This window comes from Pseudomonas sp. lyk4-TYG-107 (genome assembly GCF_030209055.1).
GTDB lineage: Bacteria > Pseudomonadota > Gammaproteobacteria > Pseudomonadales > Pseudomonadaceae > Aquipseudomonas > Aquipseudomonas putida_A.
Genome location: NZ_JARVST010000002.1, coordinates 143,539 through 160,752, shown reverse-complemented (window position 1 = coordinate 160,752; position 17,214 = coordinate 143,539). Strand labels below are relative to the sequence as shown.

Genomic DNA, 17,214 nt, shown 5'->3' with positions numbered 1-17,214 from the left:
TCCGCCCGGTTCGGGGCGCTGTCATGTCGCAATGAGGTCCAGCGGCAATTGCAATTTGGCGGCCAGCGCCTGGATTTCAAGGTGTCCGGCCGGTGCCAGCAGGCGCAGTTGGGCACCCGCTTGCGACGCCATTTTCTGTGCTTGGTTCACCAGTCTCTCGGCTACCCCACGGCGCCGGGTGATTTTTCGTATACACAAATGTGACAAGTACCAAACCTTGTCGTGCCGTGTCAGGCGTGCTGCACCGAGCAGGCGATCGTTGAAACGTCCTGCAATCAAAGAGCCGTCAGCCAGGCTGTTTTCGATCAGTTGAGCGTCCCCGGAATACGGTGCGAACAGCCATTGCGGAGCGTCACGATAGATTTTTTGCAGGTCCTGTTGATCCTGGTAACTGGCATCGTTCAGCGCTTGGACAGCGATCGGCATGGCTTTTTCCTGTGGGGACGAGATCAGATGACATGAAAAAGGTGATATCAGTTTGGTTTTTCTGTCACGTGCAAATGGTAACCTTCGCCGGTTCGTCCGTCCTTCTGCGACTTAACGTCGCGCCTTCAAGGAGCTTCACCCGAAAAAACGGTCATGCCTGCGTGCATAAAGGCCGAGGGTGAGCAGTGGCTGGCGAACCATACTAATAATTGGGGGATACACAATGAGCACGAGCATCACGGCGGACGGCCTTCGCGCCGACCAGCCTGCGTTCCTGTCCAAGGAACGCATCATCGCCAAGCCCGGTTTCAACCGCTGGCTGGTTCCACCGGCCGCTCTGGCCATCCACCTGTGCATCGGCATGGCCTACGGTTTCTCGGTGTTCTGGCTGCCGCTGTCCAAGGCATTGGGCGTCACCGCGCCTGTGGCTTGCGCGCCGGACATGAGCTTCATCGCTCAGGTCTTCTCTTCGCAATGCGACTGGCCGATCTCCATGCTCGGCTGGATCTACACCCTGTTCTTCATTTTCCTCGGCTGCTCGGCAGCGATCTGGGGTGGCTGGCTGGAACACGCCGGGCCACGCAAGGCCGGTGTGGTGTCGGCACTGTGCTGGTGCGGCGGTCTGCTGATCTCTGCACTGGGTATCTACACCCACCAGATCTGGCTGATGTGGATCGGCTCTGGCGTGATCGGTGGTATCGGTCTGGGCCTGGGCTACATTTCGCCGGTATCGACCCTGATCAAGTGGTTCCCGGACAAACGCGGCATGGCGACCGGCATGGCGATCATGGGTTTCGGTGGCGGCGCGATGGTCGGTGCACCGTTGGCGACTGCGCTGATGAGCCACTTCGCTTCGCCTGCCGGTGTCGGCGTGTGGCAAAGCTTCGTGGCCATGGCGGCGATCTACTTCGTGTTCATGATCGGTGGCGCCCTGGCCTACCGCGTGCCGCCAACCGGCTGGAAGCCTGAAGGCTGGACCGCTCCGGCAAAGAAAGCCTCGAACGCGATGATCACTCACCGTCACGTGCACGTGAATGTGGCGTGGAAAACCCCGCAGTTCCGTCTGGTTTGGCTGGTGCTGTGCCTGAACGTATCGGCCGGTATCGGCATCCTCGGCATGGCTTCGCCACTGCTGCAGGAAGTGTTCGGCGGCAAGCTGCTGGGCGTCGACGTGCCGTTCGGTCAACTGGACGCCGGGCAACTGGCTTCGATCGCTGCGATCGCTGCCGGCTTCACCGGTCTGCTGAGCCTGTTCAACATCGGTGGCCGCTTCTTCTGGGCTTCGTTCTCGGACTACCTGGGTCGCAAAAACACCTACTTCGTGTTCTTCGCCCTCGGTTTTGCCCTGTACGCATTGATTCCGAACATGGGCCATCTGGGCAACGTAGCGCTGTTCGTGGCGGCGTTCTGCATCATCCTGTCGATGTACGGCGGTGGTTTTGCGACCGTTCCGGCGTATCTGGCCGACCTGTTCGGCACGCAAATGGTCGGTGCGATCCACGGTCGTCTGCTGACTGCCTGGGCCGCCGCCGGCGTGCTCGGTCCGGTGCTGGTGAACTACCTGCGTGAGTATCAGTTGAGCATCGGCGTTGAACGCGCTGCCGCTTACGACATCACCCTGTACATCCTCGCCGGCCTGCTGGTGCTGGGTTTCCTGTGCAACCTGATGGTGCGTCCGGTGGCCGACAAGTACTTCATGACCGACGCCGAACTGGCCGCCGAACAGGCGCTGGGCCACGACAAAGGGGCTGATGCGAGCACCGTGCTGGAGTGGAAAGCCGCACCGGGCAGCAAGCCGCTGGCAATCGCTGCATGGCTAGTGGTGGGTATTCCGTTGGCGTGGGGTGTGTGGGTGACCCTGCAGAAGACGGCGGTACTGTTTCACTAAACAAAACCTAGTACCCCTGTAGGAGTGAGCCCTGCTCGCGATAGCGGTCTGACAGTCACGGAAATGTTGGCTGTCACGCCCTCATCGCGAGCAGGCTCACTCCTACAGTTGTTTTCGGGGTGCCTGTAATGGCTTGTATGGACATGTCTACCCGCGACAGCCGGGGCTTCTATCCGTCAGCCATCTCACGTCGCGTGTTTCTGTTTCGGCCCCGCGTGCCTATAATGGCTGCCTTTTTCGCCCAATGATTTTGCGGAGCTGGTGATGGCCGAACGTAAGGCGTCTGTCGAGCGCGACACTCTGGAAACCCAGATCAAAGCCTCGATCAACCTTGATGGCACCGGAAAGGCCCGATTCGATATCGGCGTTCCTTTTCTTGAGCACATGCTGGATCAGATCGCCCGTCACGGGTTGATCGACCTGGATATTGAATGCAAGGGCGATCTGCATATCGACGACCACCATACCGTGGAAGACGTCGGTATCACCCTCGGCCAGGCCTTCGCCAAAGCCATCGGCGACAAGAAAGGCATCCGTCGCTACGGCCACGCCTACGTGCCGCTCGATGAAGCGCTGTCGCGCGTGGTGATCGACTTCTCCGGCCGTCCAGGCCTGCAGATGCACGTGCCGTACACCCGCGCCACCGTGGGCGGCTTCGACGTCGACCTGTTCCAGGAATTCTTCCAGGGTTTCGTCAACCACGCCTTGGTCAGCCTGCACATCGACAACCTGCGTGGCACCAACACCCACCACCAGATCGAAACCGTGTTCAAGGCTTTCGGCCGCGCGCTGCGCATGGCCGTTGAGCTGGATGAGCGCATGGCCGGGCAAATGCCATCGACCAAAGGCGTTCTGTAATGCAGACGGTTGCAGTTATCGACTACGGCATGGGCAACCTGCACTCGGTGGCCAAGGCCCTCGAGCACGTTGGCGCCGGCAAGGTGCTGATCACCAGCGATGCCGACGTGATCCGCGAAGCCGACCGTGTGGTATTCCCCGGCGTAGGTGCGATTCGCGATTGCATGGCGGAGATCCGTCGCCTCGGGTTCGACGCGCTGGTGCGTGAAGTCAGCCAGGATCGTCCGTTCCTCGGCATCTGCGTCGGCATGCAAGCCCTGCTCGACAGCAGCGAAGAGAACGACGGCGTCGACTGCATCGGCCTGTTCCCGGGCGCCGTGAAGTTCTTCGGCAAAGACCTGCATGAAGACGGCGAGCACCTGAAAGTCCCGCACATGGGCTGGAACGAAGTGCAGCAGAAGGTCAGTCACCCGCTGTGGCACGACATTCCGGACATGGCGCGTTTCTACTTCGTGCACAGCTACTACATCGCTGCCGCCAATGCGCGGCAGGTAGTCGGTAGCGGTCATTACGGAGTCGATTTCGCTGCCGCGCTGGCCGAAGGCTCGCGTTTCGCCGTGCAATTCCACCCGGAGAAGAGCCATACCCATGGCCTGCAATTGCTGCAGAACTTCGCCGCGTGGGACGGTCGCTGGTAAATGGCTGCCAAGAAGTCCAAACCGCCGATCCTGACCCTCACTCCCGAACAGGAGAACGAGGCCAACCGCAAGATCCAGCGGTTCATGGAGGATCGGTTCGAACTTGACCTGGGTTCGTTCGAAGCGGCGGAAATTCTTGAGCTGTTTACCCGCGAAATTGCTCCGCACTATTACAACAGGGCGATTTTCGATGTGCAGACCCACCTCAAAGAGCGGTTTGAAAGCATCGAAAGCGACCTGTGGGCGCTCGAGAAAAACTGATTTCCGAGCCAAGCTGAACATTCAAATTTGAAGGTTTGCCAGATGCTGATTATTCCCGCTATCGATCTCAAGGACGGTGCCTGCGTACGTCTGCGCCAGGGCCGCATGGAAGATTCCACAGTGTTCTCCGATGACCCGGTGAGCATGGCTGCCAAGTGGGTGGAGGGCGGTTGCCGCCGTCTGCATCTGGTCGATCTGAACGGCGCGTTCGAAGGCCAGCCGGTCAACGGTGAAGTGGTGACCGCGATCGCCAAACGCTACCCGAACCTGCCGATCCAGATCGGTGGCGGTATCCGCTCGCTGGAAACCATCGAGCACTACGTCAAGGCGGGCGTCAGCTACGTGATCATCGGCACCAAAGCCGTTAAAGATCCGGCGTTCGTCGCTGAGGCCTGCCGCGCGTTCCCGGGCAAGATCATTGTCGGCCTGGATGCCAAAGACGGGTTCGTCGCCACCGACGGCTGGGCTGAAATCAGCACCGTGCAGGTCATCGACCTGGCCAAGCAGTTTGAAGCCGACGGCGTGTCTTCGATCGTTTATACCGACATCGCCAAAGACGGCATGATGCAGGGCTGCAACGTACCGTTCACCGCTGCACTGGCGGCAGCGACGAAGATCCCGGTGATCGCGTCCGGCGGTATCCACAATCTGGGTGACATCAAGTCGCTGCTCGACGCCAAGGCGCCGGGCATCATCGGTGCAATCACTGGCCGGGCGATCTACGAAGGCACCCTCGACGTCGCCGAAGCGCAAGCTTTCTGCGATGCGTACCAAGGCTGAGGACTGACCATGGCGCTGGCCAAACGCATCATCCCTTGCCTGGACGTGGACAACGGCCGGGTCGTCAAAGGTGTGAAGTTCGAGAACATCCGCGATGCCGGCGACCCGGTGGAAATCGCCCGTCGTTATGACGAGCAGGGTGCCGACGAGATTACCTTTCTCGACATCACCGCCAGCGTCGATGGCCGCGACACCACGCTGCATACCGTCGAGCGCATGGCCAGCCAGGTGTTCATCCCGTTGACCGTCGGCGGTGGCGTGCGCACCGTGCAGGACATTCGCAACCTGCTCAACGCTGGTGCGGACAAGGTTTCGATCAACACCGCAGCGGTGTTCAATCCGGAGTTTGTTGGCGAAGCGGCGCAGCATTTCGGCTCGCAGTGCATCGTCGTAGCCATCGACGCGAAGAAGGTCTCCGGCCCGGGCGAAACCCCGCGCTGGGAAATCTTCACCCACGGCGGGCGCAAGCCGACCGGCCTCGACGCGGTCGAGTGGGCGAAGAAGATGGAAGGCCTGGGTGCCGGCGAAATCCTGCTGACCAGTATGGATCAGGACGGCATGAAAAACGGCTTCGACCTCGGCGTGACTCGCGCGATCAGCGATGCGCTGGGCATTCCGGTGATCGCTTCCGGCGGCGTCGGCAACCTGCAGCATCTGGCCGACGGCATCCTTGAAGGCCACGCCAGCGCGGTGCTGGCGGCGAGTATTTTCCACTTCGGCGAATACACCGTGCAGGAAGCGAAAGCGTACATGGCCAAACGCGGCATCGTGATGCGCTAAACCGTACAGGCCAGTGGACAGCATGGCGTACCCAAGGCACTCTTGGGCACGCCATGGATTCCGGTAGCCCGACATGATCAAACGCCTGCTTCTTGTTCTCGCCAGTGCCTCTGTGTTGCTGCTCAACACGGCGCGGGCCGAAAACAGTCCCGACACCGATCTGGTGCTCCTCACCGAAAACTTTCCGCCCTACAACATGGCGAAAGACGGCAAGAATTTCGCCAAGGGCGAGAACATCAACGGCATTGCCGCCGACATCGTCCGCGAAATGTTCAAGCGCGCCGGGCTCACCTACAGCCTGACCCTGCGCTTCCCATGGGAGCGCGTCTACAAACTGGCGCTGGAAAACCCCGGTTATGGCGCCTTCGTGATGGCCCGCCTGCCGGATCGCGAAAACCTGTTCAAATGGGTCGGCCCGATCGGTCCGGACGACTGGATCATGTTGGCCAGGGCCGACAGCAAGATCACCCTCGACACCCTCAACGATGCGCGCAAATACAAGATCGGCGCCTACAAGGGCGACGCGATTGCCGAGACGCTGGCCAAGCAGGGCTTGAAGCCTACTGTCGTTCTGCGCGATCAGGACAATGCGAAAAAACTGGTCAATGGCCAGATCGACCTGTGGGCCACGGGTGATCCTGCCGGGCGTTATCTGGCGCGGCAGGACGGGGTCACTGGACTCAAGACCGTGTTGCGCTTCAACAGCGCCGAGTTATATCTGGCGCTGAACAAGGATGTGTCGGACGCAACGGTCGCCAGGCTGCAGGCGGCGCTGGATCAGATGCGCAAGGACGGGGTTGTCGACGAGATCATGGGGCGCTATCTGTAGCCGTCGGCAACGACTTGTCTGTTGCCTGGTGGGTGCATTCTTGCGGCGGATACTGCAGCAGACTCAGGTTATCGTTCTGGGTGTAAGCCAGATTGATCCCCGCTTGCGAGCCGTCAGCACGACGCAGCTCGTAGAAACTCTCCAGCTGATACACCGCGACGAATTTGCCTTTGCCGGCCATGGCGATCACATAGGTAGCAAATGGAGTCTGCCAACCACTGGTTGACGTCTCGCTGTGAGTGAACTGGCTGTCCAGTCTTGCCGAAAATGGGAGTGACGGATGAGCGTCTGCCTTCGTTGCCCACGGACTCACAAAACTGATCGCGGTAAGTTGAGTGAACAGACGCAGCGTCTTCGGATTCTGCAGCCGCTGCGCAGTCCACTTGAAAGCCCGTGCCTCCTCGCCTGTGTTGTGTCCGCTCCCAACCAAATAGTACTGGTCGGTTCTTTCCAGGCGATAAAAAGGCGTGGTGCGTAATTGATCAATTGGCGACAAGTCATCCTTAACCACGAACCATGGCAGCTCGATGACTTGGGCGAGGGTGGCCGCTCCCTTGGTTTCGGGGGCATCCGCTGCCAAGAGCATCGGCAGCTGTGGCGATGACTGGATCAGTGGCGCGATCTGCATCCGTAGTGAATAGGCACCGACATTGCTCTCTGGCCGGTTGAAACTGCTTGCCCCAACAAAGGTGCCTGGTGCGAAATGAATCTCTCCCGGCGGCGCATTCGTCGGCGTGACGCTCCAGGCGCTGAAACTCTGTCTGGCACCGCTGCCCTTGTCATTCCAGATCAGTTCGCCAACGTCCGAGGCGATCACCAGATCGGCGCGTACACAGCGAACCGCGTTGAGTGAAGGTTTTTCGTGATCATTGGAGCAGACCGCGCCCATGGCCACATAGCCTTGCGGGGCGATCGGTCGCCATACGGCCCCGTCTTTCTTCGAGCCTGAGCCGGAATCTTTCCAGATCAGCTCGAAATCGTCCGGGCGCCTTAATGCCGGGCCCCTGGCCGGATCTGCACTGGGTGCATCGGCTTCACAAACCACAGCTACCACGGTGCTGCCGTTAATGTTGTCGTGCCCGGCGACGAACACGTCGCCGAGCGGGAAATAGCCCGGCAATACATCCGGCGCCGGAGTCGGGCGCCAGAAGGCCGCGGGTTTAGCCCGTGAGCCGGTGCTGTCCCAGATCCGGTGAAATTCCGTGGTGAAATGGATCAGCAGATTGTCGTGTCGGATCGGCTCGATTTGCCTGGATGGCGCTGCGGCCTGGTCATGAATGGTCATGGTCACTCCTCATAGTTGAACGGCGACTCAAGGGAGTCGCGACCCGTTGCAGGTCTCACTATCGGTAATCGCAACCGGTCTCTGGCGGTAACTATGTATGACGTCGTGACCAGTTATTTCCAAAAAAACCGTTCCTTGCCATGGGCAGCCTTGCGCTCCTGTTTTGCCTATTGATGCAGAAGCACAAGGCCGACGTCACTGATCAGCTCAGGGGGCGCTGTTTTCGAGCGCTTCCCATTCCAGGATGTATTCCTTCAATTCTGAGCGCTGATTGTTGGGGTCGACAGCGTAAACGCAGAGTTTGAGGGGGAAGTTGCTTTGCGGGCGTAGCCAATTGGAGGTCACATGCCTATAACCCTGCGGGTCTTCGCAACTGACTTTTTCAGCAAGGCCGCCTTTTACCTCGTATCGATCAAGACCCTCGTTCTTGCGTTCCGGCCACAGAATCAGTGCCCTGTTTATCTCTTTGTTAAACGAAGTCTCTATGGTCGGAACAGGCGTCGGGCCCGCATCAACCAGATAAGTGGGAACAGTGACGGCATTGCGATAAGTGCCTGCGGGTAATATGTCCTCAGTACTGTTTGTGGCGATGATGCAAAGGTTGCTAGGCCCGGTTTCAGGTCCCATCGGAACATTTAATCGAGTCGGCGCAGTGCCGGTGGTGATTGGCTGGCTGTAGCCTTGCGGAACTTCGCAGTCGACCGGGTCAGCCGTCCGTTTAGTCCGGATAAACCGGGTGCTGGCGGTTATTTCGAAGTTCCATTCTGGATAAACGTAGTTGCCCTGAGCGCTTACGCTGATCTTTGCATGCGTTGGCAGTTGGGCAGGCAGTCTGATAGAGGCTGCCGGAAATAATTCGCACACCTGCGGATCCGTATTGAGTTTGCCATCGAAAAAGCAGTTGTTGAAAACCGAGGTGGGACTGCCGTAACTGCCGCTCGGCATCTGACCGTATCCAGGCAGCGGCGTCAGATGGTGAGCCAAGGTCCCGAGGACGCCATAGACCTCGTTGGTCGCTCGAACGATGACCGGACTCCCCGAGCTTCCGGAAGCAATATCTTTGCATTGGTTGCTGACGGTATGCCGCCAAACCCAGGGCTTTTCGAAAATCGCCGGGGAGGGCATGTGGGTGCAGGCGGACATTTGTAATGGAGAGCCAACGGGTTTGTGCACAATCAGAATGTCGCTATCTTCTGCCGGCGCCTGCCGGGCCAGTTTCATGGGCGTGATGCCCTGAGCCAGAAGTTCGCCCTGTGACACTCCAAGCTCCAACAGAGCCAGGTCGACACCCTGAATACTGCTCCAGGCTACTTTCTGCAGAGAAACGGTCCTGGAGGCAGCAGTCGTATCGATGAAGTTGTTGAAGGTAATGCTGGCTTCGATAGGGTCATCTGTTCGCATGACCCCGTTTTCCTTGCCCACGCAGTGGGCGCTGGTCAGTGCATAGGCGGAATCGGACGGTCTAGAGCTGTTAGTGTCGATCAGGAAGGCGGTGCAGGAACCGTGCTCGCGGCTTTTGTACTCGCCGATTCCCATCCAGTGGTTATTTTCGCCATCTTTGTTAGTCAGGTGTTGCGACGGTGAGAAGTTTTCAGCGCCCTTGCCGTAATCGACAGGGCTGGAACAGGCAGGAAGTGAGAAGGCAGTCAGTAATAAAAAGCTTGGGTGGATATATTTAAAGTTCATGGCCAGTCCTTGGCTAATATATGGGTGCAAGACTGGCGCAGAATAAGACAGTTAGGTTTGAGTCGGTTCTATAAGTTATTGCTGCTTATTTTGGTCGTAGAGGCTTATGAGAATTTAATAAGTTTATAGCTTAACGATAAATTCCATTTTTCCCGTGTGCAGCTGTCGCTTTGTTACTCCGCACGCTGATCATCTGCTTGATATCGATCCACTCGATGCCTTGCGCCTTGAGCTTCGGCAATTCACGTTCCAGCACCGCCAGCGTCTGCGGGTAAGGGTGGCCGATCATCACCGCCGAACCCTGCTTGCGCGCCAGGCTGATCGCCGTCTGCAGCTGGTTGAAAATGGCGGCTTCGGTGCGTTCGTCATCGAGAAACACATCGCGCGAAACACTCGCCAGATCGATCTTCTGTGCTTGCCGCGCCGCCACGGTTTGCGCACTGGTGCGGCTGTCGACGAAGAACTTGTGCCGACGCTGCAACTCGCCCATCAGCCACGCCATCGCCACCGGCTGGGCGGTCATGCGACTGCCCATGTGGTTGTTGATGCCCGCGGTGTAAGGGACCATTTTGAACGCGGCGTCGAGGCGCTTTTGCAGCTCTTCGAGCGGCAGTTCGGGGTGCCAGGCGTACGGACCGGTGGCCGGATCCATCGGCATGTGCAGGATCACGATCTTGCCGGCGCGATGGGCTTCGCGGGCGAATTCGGTGGCGTGCGGGGTGTCGGGCATGATCGCCGTGGTCACCGGGCCGGGCAGGGCCAGCACACGGCGATCCCGGGGCAGGCTCTGCCCCAGGTCGTCGATGATCAGCGTCAGGTAGGCTTTTGGCGGTGGCGTCCTGGCGGGTTCTGCGTGAGCAGCACCCGCCAGACAGCACAGCAGGACGAAGAGCAAACGCAAAGACATCCTCAACGGCCGGACGTGATGCTCAAGCCCTTAAGCAGGCTCAGGGCCTGGGCCAACTGGTAATCGTCATCCTGCGGCATGGCCTTGGCCTTGGTGCCGGAACCGGTCGGCTTGTCCGCGCCGCCGTTGCCGTTGCCCAGGTGGCCTTGCAGGTCGGCTTCCTTGAAGTAATCGCCGTCCGCTTCGTTGGTGATCTTGGCCTTGCGCACTTCGATGTCCGGGACGATGCCCTGGGCCTGGATCGAGCGGCCGTTCGGCGTGAAGTACAGTGCCGTGGTGATCTTCAGCGCGCGGTCGTTGTTCAGCGGCAGCACGGTTTGCACCGAGCCTTTGCCGAAACTGGTGGTGCCCATGACTACCGCGCGTTTCTGATCCTGCAGGGCGCCGGCGACGATTTCCGAAGCCGAGGCGCTGCCACCGTTGATCAGCACGACCATCGGCACCGCTTCGCTTTCGTCTTTGCCGGTGGCGGAGAAGCGCAGCTCGGAGTTGGCGATCCGGCCTTTGGTGTAGACGATCAGGCCTTTCTTGATGAAGTGGTCGACCACTTCCACTGCCGCCTGCAACACGCCGCCCGGGTTGTTGCGCAGGTCGAGGATGATGCCGTTGAGCTTTTTGCCGTTGTCCTTGCGCAGCTTGGCCAGGGCCTTGGAAACCTCTTCGCCAGTCTTGACCTGGAACTGGGTGATGCGGATGTAGCCGTAGCCCGACTCCAGCAGCTGTGCCTTGACGCTCTTCACCTGAATCACGGCGCGCGCCAGGGTCACGTCGAACGGCGTGCCACCGTCACGGACCAGGGTCAGGGTGATCTTCTGGCCGATCTTGCCGCGCATCTTGTCCACGGCTTCGGTCATGGTCTGGCCGCGAGTCGGCGCACCGTTGATCTTGACGATGAAGTCACCGGCCTGAATGCCGGCCTTCGACGCCGGGGTGTCGTCGATCGGCGAGACGACCTTGATGAAACCGTCTTCGGAGCCGACTTCGATGCCCAGGCCGCCGAATTCGCCGCTGGTGCTTTCCTGCAGTTCGGTGAAGTCTTCAGGGCCGAGATACGCGGAGTGCGGATCGAGGTTGCTGAGCATGCCCTTGATCGCGTTTTCCAGCAGAGTCTTGTCATCCACCGGCTCGACATACGCCGCCTTGATCCGGTCCATGACCTCGGCAAAGGTGCGCAACTCTTCCAGCGGCAACGGGGCCTTGGCGGTCGCGGCAGTGCCTGCCGGAGCGACGGCCGGGGCCGGTTGAGCGGCGAACGCCAGAGGCGCGCCGATCACCAGAGCGATCGTCAGGGCCAGCGAGGTAAGGCGGGACAAATGCAGCATGTCGAACGAACTCCTGAATTAGGCGACGCGCTTATCCTTGCGCGTGACACCATTGCGCCGGATCACTCGGGTGACCCTGCTGACGAATTGCGAAATACAGCGCTGGTGTGTCCTGACCGCCACTGTTACCCACAGTGGAGATCGACTCACCGGCTTTTACCACGTCACCGGCCGACTTGAGCAGTGTCTGGTTGTGACCGTAAAGACTCAGATAGCCATTGCCGTGATCAAGGATCACCAGCAGCCCGGCGCCACGCAACCAGTCGGCGAACACCACGCGCCCGCCATGCACGGCATGCACTTGGCTGCCGGCGGCGGCGCTGATCATCACGCCATCCCACTTGGTACGGGCATCGTCGCCACGGCTTTCGCCGAAGCGTGCCAGCAATCGACCATCAACCGGCCACGGAAGTTTTCCCCGGGTTGCAGCAAAAGGGCCACCGAAGGTCTCACCGCTGCTGGACACCAGCGCGCCGGGGGTTGATTTGACGGGTTTTCGTGGGGCGTCGCTGTTTTCAGCCTGCGCCTCACGCAAACGCTTTTTTTCCGCTTCCTGCTGGGCGATCAGCGCTTTCTGCCGCGCTTCTTCTGCCTCACGGGCCTGACGGGCCAGGGTTTCTTCAATGGTTTTAAGGACTTTAGACAGGTCTGCCTGATCCTGCTCGCGGGCGGCCAGTTTCTGGTCGCGGGCCTTTACGTCATCGTTGAGCTTGGCGAGGACTTGCTGGCGTTCCTTGCGGACCTTTTCCAGTTCGTCGCGCTGGGTGTCGAGGCTGCTTTTCTGTACCAGCAATTGCGCCTGCTGCATGGCGATGTCTTTTTCGACATTGGCCAGTTGGCGCAGGGTTTCGTTGAAGTTCTTCAACTGCTCCAGGCGGGCCTGGCTCAGGTAATCGTAATAGGTGAGGGTGCGGGCGAATTTCTCGGGATTCTGCTGGTTGAGCAGCAGCTTGAGGTATTCCTGACGGCCATTCTGGTAGGCCGCGCGGGCCTGGATGGCGATCAGTCGCTGCTGTTCAGTGCGCGCGCTCTGGAGTTTTTTTTTCTCCGCATCGAGCCGCTGCAGCTCGGATTCGCTTTTCTTCAGCTCTTTCTGCAGGGCATCGACCTGCTTCTCGAGCTTGCCCATCTCGGTTTCAGTGCCCTTGAGCTCTTTCTGCACACCGGATTTTTCTTCCTGCAGCTTGCCCAGCAGCTTTTTCAGCTCGGCAATGTCCTGACGCGTGGCATCCAGCTGCTGTTGGGTTTGCGCGCGCTCGTCAGCGAAGGCCGGTTGGAGCAGGCAGGTCAGAGCGAGGGCGATCAGGACGCGGAGCATAGAGGCGGGCGGCACCAGGGTAATGGACGGCCTAGTATGCCCGCCCGAGGCTGCAAAAAAAACGCCCAATTGGGCTTGTGTGATAACTGGAGCGGCGCAGAGGCCCATTTCCATTTCGAAAACCCCATAAACCACTGTGGGAGCTGGCTTGCCAGCGATGGCGTCTGCACATTCAACATAGCTGTTGGCTGTCAGATTGCTATCGCTGGCAAGCCAGCTCCCACAGGGTTTGGCGGTGTTTGATCTGGCGAATTAAACCAGAATCGAGGTGCCAGTCATCTCCGCCGGTTTTTCCAGGCCCAGCAGCATCAGCATGGTCGGCGCGACGTCCGCTAATACGCCGCCTTCACGGACCTTGAGGTCACGCTTGCCGACATAAATGAACGGCACCGGCTCGGTGGTGTGCGCGGTGTGCGCCTGGTGGGTTTCTTCATCGGCCATTTTTTCGACGTTGCCATGGTCAGCGGTGATCAGCGCTTCGCCACCCACCTTTTCCAGAGCTTCGACGATACGGCCGACGCAGGTGTCCAGGCATTCCACGGCTTTTACCGCAGCGTCGAACACGCCGCTGTGGCCGACCATGTCGCCGTTGGCGTAGTTGACCACGATCACGTCGTAACGCTGGTGTTCGATCGCATCGACGATGCGGTCGGTGACTTCCGGTGCGCTCATTTCCGGTTGCAGGTCGTAGGTGGCGACTTTCGGCGACGGGATGAGGATGCGCTCTTCACCCGGGAACGGTTCTTCACGGCCGCCGGAGAAGAAGAAGGTCACGTGCGCGTATTTTTCGGTTTCGGCGATGCGCAGCTGAGTCTTGCCGTTTTTTGCCAGGTAGTCGCCAAGCACGTTTTCCAGGCTGCCCGGAGCAAAGGCTGCAGGGGCTGGAATGCTGGCGGCGTATTGGGTCAAGCCCACGTACTGCACTTTTGGCTGGCGCGCGCGCTCGAATTCCTTGAAATCGTCTTCGACAAATACTCGGCTCAGCTCGCGGGCACGATCGGCGCGGAAGTTCATGAACACCACGGCGTCGCCGTCTTCGACCTTGACCGGCTCGCCGATGGTGGTGGCTTTGACGAATTCGTCGCTCTCGCCACGGGCGTAGGCGGCGTCGAGGCCTTCCTGAGCGGTGGCGGCGTTGAATTCGGCGTTGCCGTCAACGATCAGGTTGTAGGCCTGAGATACGCGGTCCCAACGGTTGTCACGGTCCATCGCGAAGTAGCGACCGATGAGGCTGGCGATGCGGCCCTTGCCGAGCGCCTGGAAGGTCGCGTCGAGCAGTTCGATCGACGAAGCGGCGCTTTTCGGCGGCGTGTCGCGACCGTCGAGGAAGGCGTGCAGGTAGATTTTCTCGGCGCCGCGCTTGAAGGCCAGTTCGGCCATGGCGATCAGGTGATCCTGGTGGCTGTGCACGCCGCCATCGGACAGCAGACCCATGAAATGCACGGCTTTGCCGGCGGCCACGGCTTTATCCACGGCAGCGCAGATGGTCGGGTTGTCGAAGAACTCACCGTCGCGGATCGCTTTGGTCACGCGCGTGAAGTCCTGATACACCACGCGCCCGGCGCCGAGGTTCATGTGGCCGACTTCGGAGTTGCCCATCTGGCCGTCCGGCAGACCAACGTCCATGCCGCTGCCCGAGATCAGGCCGTTCGGCACCGTGGCCCACAGACGATCGAGCACAGGCTTCTTCGCCGCATACACGGCATTGGATTCGTGGCTGTCACTGTGACCGAAGCCGTCGAGAATCATCAGGACCAAAGGTTTAGGCGTGGTAGTCATGGAATCCACTCGTGGCTAATAAAGAAGAGGGCGATGGAAAAGGGAGTGGCGAGTTTAATGCTTAGTTCCGACCACGTCACCGCCGGACGGGGTTTGGCCCACCATAGTGGCTGTGTATACTGGCCGACATTTTAACGCCCTGGAACCTCCTTCGATGGTTGCTCACCTGATTGAATTTGCCACTAACCACTACATTCTTGTCGGTATCTTCGTCGTACTGCTGGCTCTGCTGCTGGCGCACACGATGCAGGGCGGCGGTAAAAGCCTGAGCACCGGCGAACTGACCGCACTGGTCAACAAGGACGCAGGCGTGGTGGTGGACATCCGTCCGGCGAAAGATTACGCCGCCGGTCATATCGTTGGCGCGATCAACATTCCTCAAGACAAGCTGGCTGCACGTACCGGCGAGCTGGAAAAGCACAAGGCCAAGACCATCATTCTGGTCGACGCCCTGGGCCAGACCGCTGGCACCCACGCTCGCGAGCTGATGAAGTCCGGCTTCACTGCCGCCAAGCTGTCCGGTGGGATCTCCAGCTGGAAAGGCGACAACCTGCCGCTGGTGAAGTGATATGAGCGAAGTCATCGTCTACTCCAGCGATTACTGCCCTTACTGCATGCGAGCCAAGCAATTGCTCGCGAACAAAGGTGTGGCCTTCGAAGAGATCAAGGTCGATGGCAAGCCGCAGATTCGTGCTGCCATGAGCCAGAAGGCCGGACGCACGTCCGTGCCGCAGATCTGGATCGGCGAAAAGCACATCGGCGGTTGTGATGATTTGTATGCCCTGGAGCGCGCGGGCAAGCTCGACGCGCTGCTCAAGGCCTGAACGGCTGCACCCACGTACAGCAATCCCTAAAAGACCCAAGATCAGAAAGGATCTGAGATGACTGACCAACAGAACACTGCAGCCAGCGAAGAAGAAACCGCACCGCAATTCTCCTTGCAGCGCATCTACGTACGCGATCTGTCCTTCGAAGCCCCGAAAAGCCCGGCGATCTTCCGCCAGCAGTGGGACCCGACCGTCGGCCTGGACCTGAACACCCGTCAGAAAGAACTGGAAGGTGATTTCTACGAAGTGGTACTGACCCTGTCCGTGACCGTGAAAAACGGCGACGAAGTGGCTTTCATCGCTGAAGTGCAACAGGCCGGTATCTTCCTGATCAAGAACCTCGACGCGGCTTCGATGAGCCATACTCTGGGTGCGTTCTGCCCGAACATCCTGTTCCCGTATGCTCGCGAAACCCTGGACAGCCTGGTGACCCGCGGTTCGTTCCCGGCCCTGATGCTGGCGCCGGTGAACTTCGACGCCCTGTACGCGCAAGAGCTGCAGCGCATGCAGGAAGCTGGCGAGACGCCGACCGTTCAGTAAGTATCTGAGCGACGACGCAAGTCCAATGTGGGAGCGGGCTTGCTCGCGAAAGCGCAGTGTCAGGCGACATCAATGTCATCTGATCCGACGCCTTCGCGAGCAAGCCCGCTCCCACATTTGTTATTCGGTGTTATTTGAAGTCGTTCTGCCGCCACGCTTCGTACACGGCCACCGCCACGGTGTTGGACAGGTTCAGGCTGCGACAGCCTTCACGCATCGGCAGGCGCAGGCGCTGTTCGGCGGGCAGGGCGTCGAGCACTTCCGGCGGCAGGCCACGGCTTTCCGGGCCGAAGATGAACGCATCGCCCGGGACGAACGCGGCGTCGTGAAACGGCCGCGAGCCCTTGGTGGTGAACGCGAACAGCCGTGGGTTGCCGAGGCTTTCCAGACAACTGGCGAGGTCGGCGTGGCGCTGCAACGTGGCATATTCGTGGTAGTCGAGACCGGCCCGGCGCAAGCGCTTGTCGTCCATCTCGAAACCCAGCGGTTCGATCAAATGCAGGTGGCAGCCGCTGTTGGCGCACAGCCTGATAACGTTGCCGGTGTTCGGCGGAATTTCTGGTTGAAAAAGGATGACGTGAAACATGCACGGCTCCGAAGGTAAAGATGACGCGCATTCTACGCCGCAAGCCGACCCGCGTTCGAAACTATTCCCGCGGGTGATCGGTTCGCTGGCGATTGTCGGCGTGATGGTCGGCTTGATGATCGGTCGCCTGACCACGCCGGACCCCAGCGTGCTGCAGCAGGTCGAGGTGAGCGCTGACGGTCTGGTGGTGTGGTTCAGCAACGAACCGAAGCTGCACGGTGAAATCATCGATGGCACGATGGCCCTGTTGTTTCAGGCAGAGGGCAAGGCGCAAAAGGGTCAGCTCAAGCTCAACGGCAAGGACGTGAACTGGCGAACGCGCGTGAGTGACGGTGGGTTGTTGCTGACGGTGCTGGCGGCGCGGCCGCTGCAAGGGGAGTGGGCCGGGAGCAAGGTCGATGACCGCTGGCGGCTGGAGATCCATCTCCGGGAGCAATAAAAGCGGGAATCCCCGGCCTGCCTGTACCAGGGTTCCCAAAACGGGGTGGACTTCGCTGAGAGCGT

At 59.9% G+C, this 17,214-nt stretch carries 19 protein-coding genes; 11 read left to right on the top strand and 8 right to left on the bottom strand.

From position 1 onward, the window contains the following. Positions 1-21: 21 nt before the first annotated feature. Positions 22-426: an acetyl-CoA sensor PanZ family protein gene (locus tag QRN61_RS02440; RefSeq protein ID WP_285373130.1), complete on the bottom strand. Its 405-nt coding sequence runs from the start codon at positions 424-426 to the stop codon at positions 22-24. A 223-nt stretch (positions 427-649) separates the two neighbouring features. On the opposite strand from QRN61_RS02440, the gene QRN61_RS02435 reads away from it, so the two are divergent. The 7 genes from QRN61_RS02435 to QRN61_RS02405 all read left to right on the top strand — a co-directional run bounded on the left by QRN61_RS02435 (position 650) and on the right by QRN61_RS02405 (position 6,460). Then, on the top strand, positions 650-2,314 hold the full coding sequence (locus QRN61_RS02435) for an OFA family MFS transporter (protein WP_096796694.1): 1,665 nt from the start codon (positions 650-652) through the stop codon (positions 2,312-2,314). A 264-nt stretch (positions 2,315-2,578) separates the two neighbouring features. Next, positions 2,579-3,172: an imidazoleglycerol-phosphate dehydratase HisB gene (gene hisB, locus QRN61_RS02430; protein WP_007909204.1), complete on the top strand. Its 594-nt coding sequence runs from the start codon at positions 2,579-2,581 to the stop codon at positions 3,170-3,172. Further along, positions 3,172-3,810, top strand: coding sequence for an imidazole glycerol phosphate synthase subunit HisH (gene hisH / locus QRN61_RS02425; RefSeq protein WP_027611254.1), 639 nt, complete (start codon positions 3,172-3,174; stop codon positions 3,808-3,810). The genes hisB and hisH overlap by 1 nt, the downstream gene beginning before the upstream one ends. Next, entirely contained in the window at positions 3,811-4,071 is a 261-nt protein-coding gene (locus tag QRN61_RS02420; RefSeq protein WP_003220751.1) for a DUF2164 domain-containing protein, read from the top strand. Positions 4,072-4,113: 42 nt separating this feature from the next. Then, entirely contained in the window at positions 4,114-4,851 is a 738-nt protein-coding gene (gene hisA, locus QRN61_RS02415) for a 1-(5-phosphoribosyl)-5-[(5-phosphoribosylamino)methylideneamino]imidazole-4-carboxamide isomerase (RefSeq protein WP_097086957.1), read from the top strand. Between the two features lie 9 nt (positions 4,852-4,860). Beyond that, positions 4,861-5,631: an imidazole glycerol phosphate synthase subunit HisF gene (hisF, locus tag QRN61_RS02410; protein WP_007909211.1), complete on the top strand. Its 771-nt coding sequence runs from the start codon at positions 4,861-4,863 to the stop codon at positions 5,629-5,631. A gap of 73 nt (positions 5,632-5,704) precedes the next feature. Further along, positions 5,705-6,460 (top strand): substrate-binding periplasmic protein, encoded by a 756-nt coding sequence (locus tag QRN61_RS02405; protein WP_098966748.1) that lies wholly within the window; start codon positions 5,705-5,707, stop codon positions 6,458-6,460. On the opposite strand, the gene QRN61_RS02400 is transcribed toward QRN61_RS02405, so the two are convergent. The 6 genes from QRN61_RS02400 to gpmI all read right to left on the bottom strand — a co-directional run bounded on the left by QRN61_RS02400 (position 6,441) and on the right by gpmI (position 14,757). Further along, a complete protein-coding gene (locus tag QRN61_RS02400) occupies positions 6,441-7,745 on the bottom strand; it encodes a Vps62-related protein (protein ID WP_285373126.1) in 1,305 nt (434 codons plus the stop codon). The genes QRN61_RS02405 and QRN61_RS02400 overlap by 20 nt on opposite strands. A 207-nt stretch (positions 7,746-7,952) precedes the next feature. Beyond that, positions 7,953-9,431, bottom strand: a complete 1,479-nt coding sequence (locus QRN61_RS02395; protein ID WP_285373125.1) for a S1 family peptidase — start codon at positions 9,429-9,431, stop codon at positions 7,953-7,955. Positions 9,432-9,561: 130 nt separating this feature from the next. Further along, a complete protein-coding gene (locus QRN61_RS02390) occupies positions 9,562-10,338 on the bottom strand; it encodes a divergent polysaccharide deacetylase family protein (protein ID WP_285373124.1) in 777 nt (258 codons plus the stop codon). A 2-nt stretch (positions 10,339-10,340) separates the two neighbouring features. Beyond that, a complete protein-coding gene (locus QRN61_RS02385; protein ID WP_027611261.1) occupies positions 10,341-11,660 on the bottom strand; it encodes a S41 family peptidase in 1,320 nt (439 codons plus the stop codon). Positions 11,661-11,691: 31 nt separating this feature from the next. Then, a complete protein-coding gene (locus QRN61_RS02380) occupies positions 11,692-12,978 on the bottom strand; it encodes a murein hydrolase activator EnvC family protein (protein WP_225137135.1) in 1,287 nt (428 codons plus the stop codon). A gap of 252 nt (positions 12,979-13,230) precedes the next feature. Next, on the bottom strand, positions 13,231-14,757 hold the full coding sequence (gene gpmI, locus QRN61_RS02375; protein WP_202370820.1) for a 2,3-bisphosphoglycerate-independent phosphoglycerate mutase: 1,527 nt from the start codon (positions 14,755-14,757) through the stop codon (positions 13,231-13,233). A 154-nt stretch (positions 14,758-14,911) separates the two neighbouring features. On the opposite strand from gpmI, the gene QRN61_RS02370 reads away from it, so the two are divergent. The 3 genes from QRN61_RS02370 to secB are packed head-to-tail and all read left to right on the top strand — an operon-like array spanning position 14,912 to position 16,124. Beyond that, complete coding sequence (locus QRN61_RS02370; protein ID WP_007961724.1) at positions 14,912-15,325, top strand: rhodanese-like domain-containing protein; 414 nt, start codon at positions 14,912-14,914, stop codon at positions 15,323-15,325. A gap of 1 nt (position 15,326) precedes the next feature. Then, complete coding sequence (grxC, locus tag QRN61_RS02365; RefSeq protein ID WP_003220774.1) at positions 15,327-15,581, top strand: glutaredoxin 3; 255 nt, start codon at positions 15,327-15,329, stop codon at positions 15,579-15,581. Positions 15,582-15,638: 57 nt separating this feature from the next. Next, entirely contained in the window at positions 15,639-16,124 is a 486-nt protein-coding gene (secB, locus tag QRN61_RS02360; protein ID WP_027611264.1) for a protein-export chaperone SecB, read from the top strand. Positions 16,125-16,254: 130 nt separating this feature from the next. On the opposite strand, the gene QRN61_RS02355 is transcribed toward secB, so the two are convergent. Continuing rightward, positions 16,255-16,710, bottom strand: coding sequence for a tRNA (cytidine(34)-2'-O)-methyltransferase (locus tag QRN61_RS02355; protein ID WP_003220777.1), 456 nt, complete (start codon positions 16,708-16,710; stop codon positions 16,255-16,257). On the opposite strand from QRN61_RS02355, the gene QRN61_RS02350 reads away from it, so the two are divergent. Next, on the top strand, positions 16,709-17,149 hold the full coding sequence (locus tag QRN61_RS02350; RefSeq protein ID WP_285373123.1) for a hypothetical protein: 441 nt from the start codon (positions 16,709-16,711) through the stop codon (positions 17,147-17,149). The two genes, QRN61_RS02355 and QRN61_RS02350, sit on opposite strands and share 2 nt — an antisense overlap. Positions 17,150-17,214: the final 65 nt, after the last annotated feature.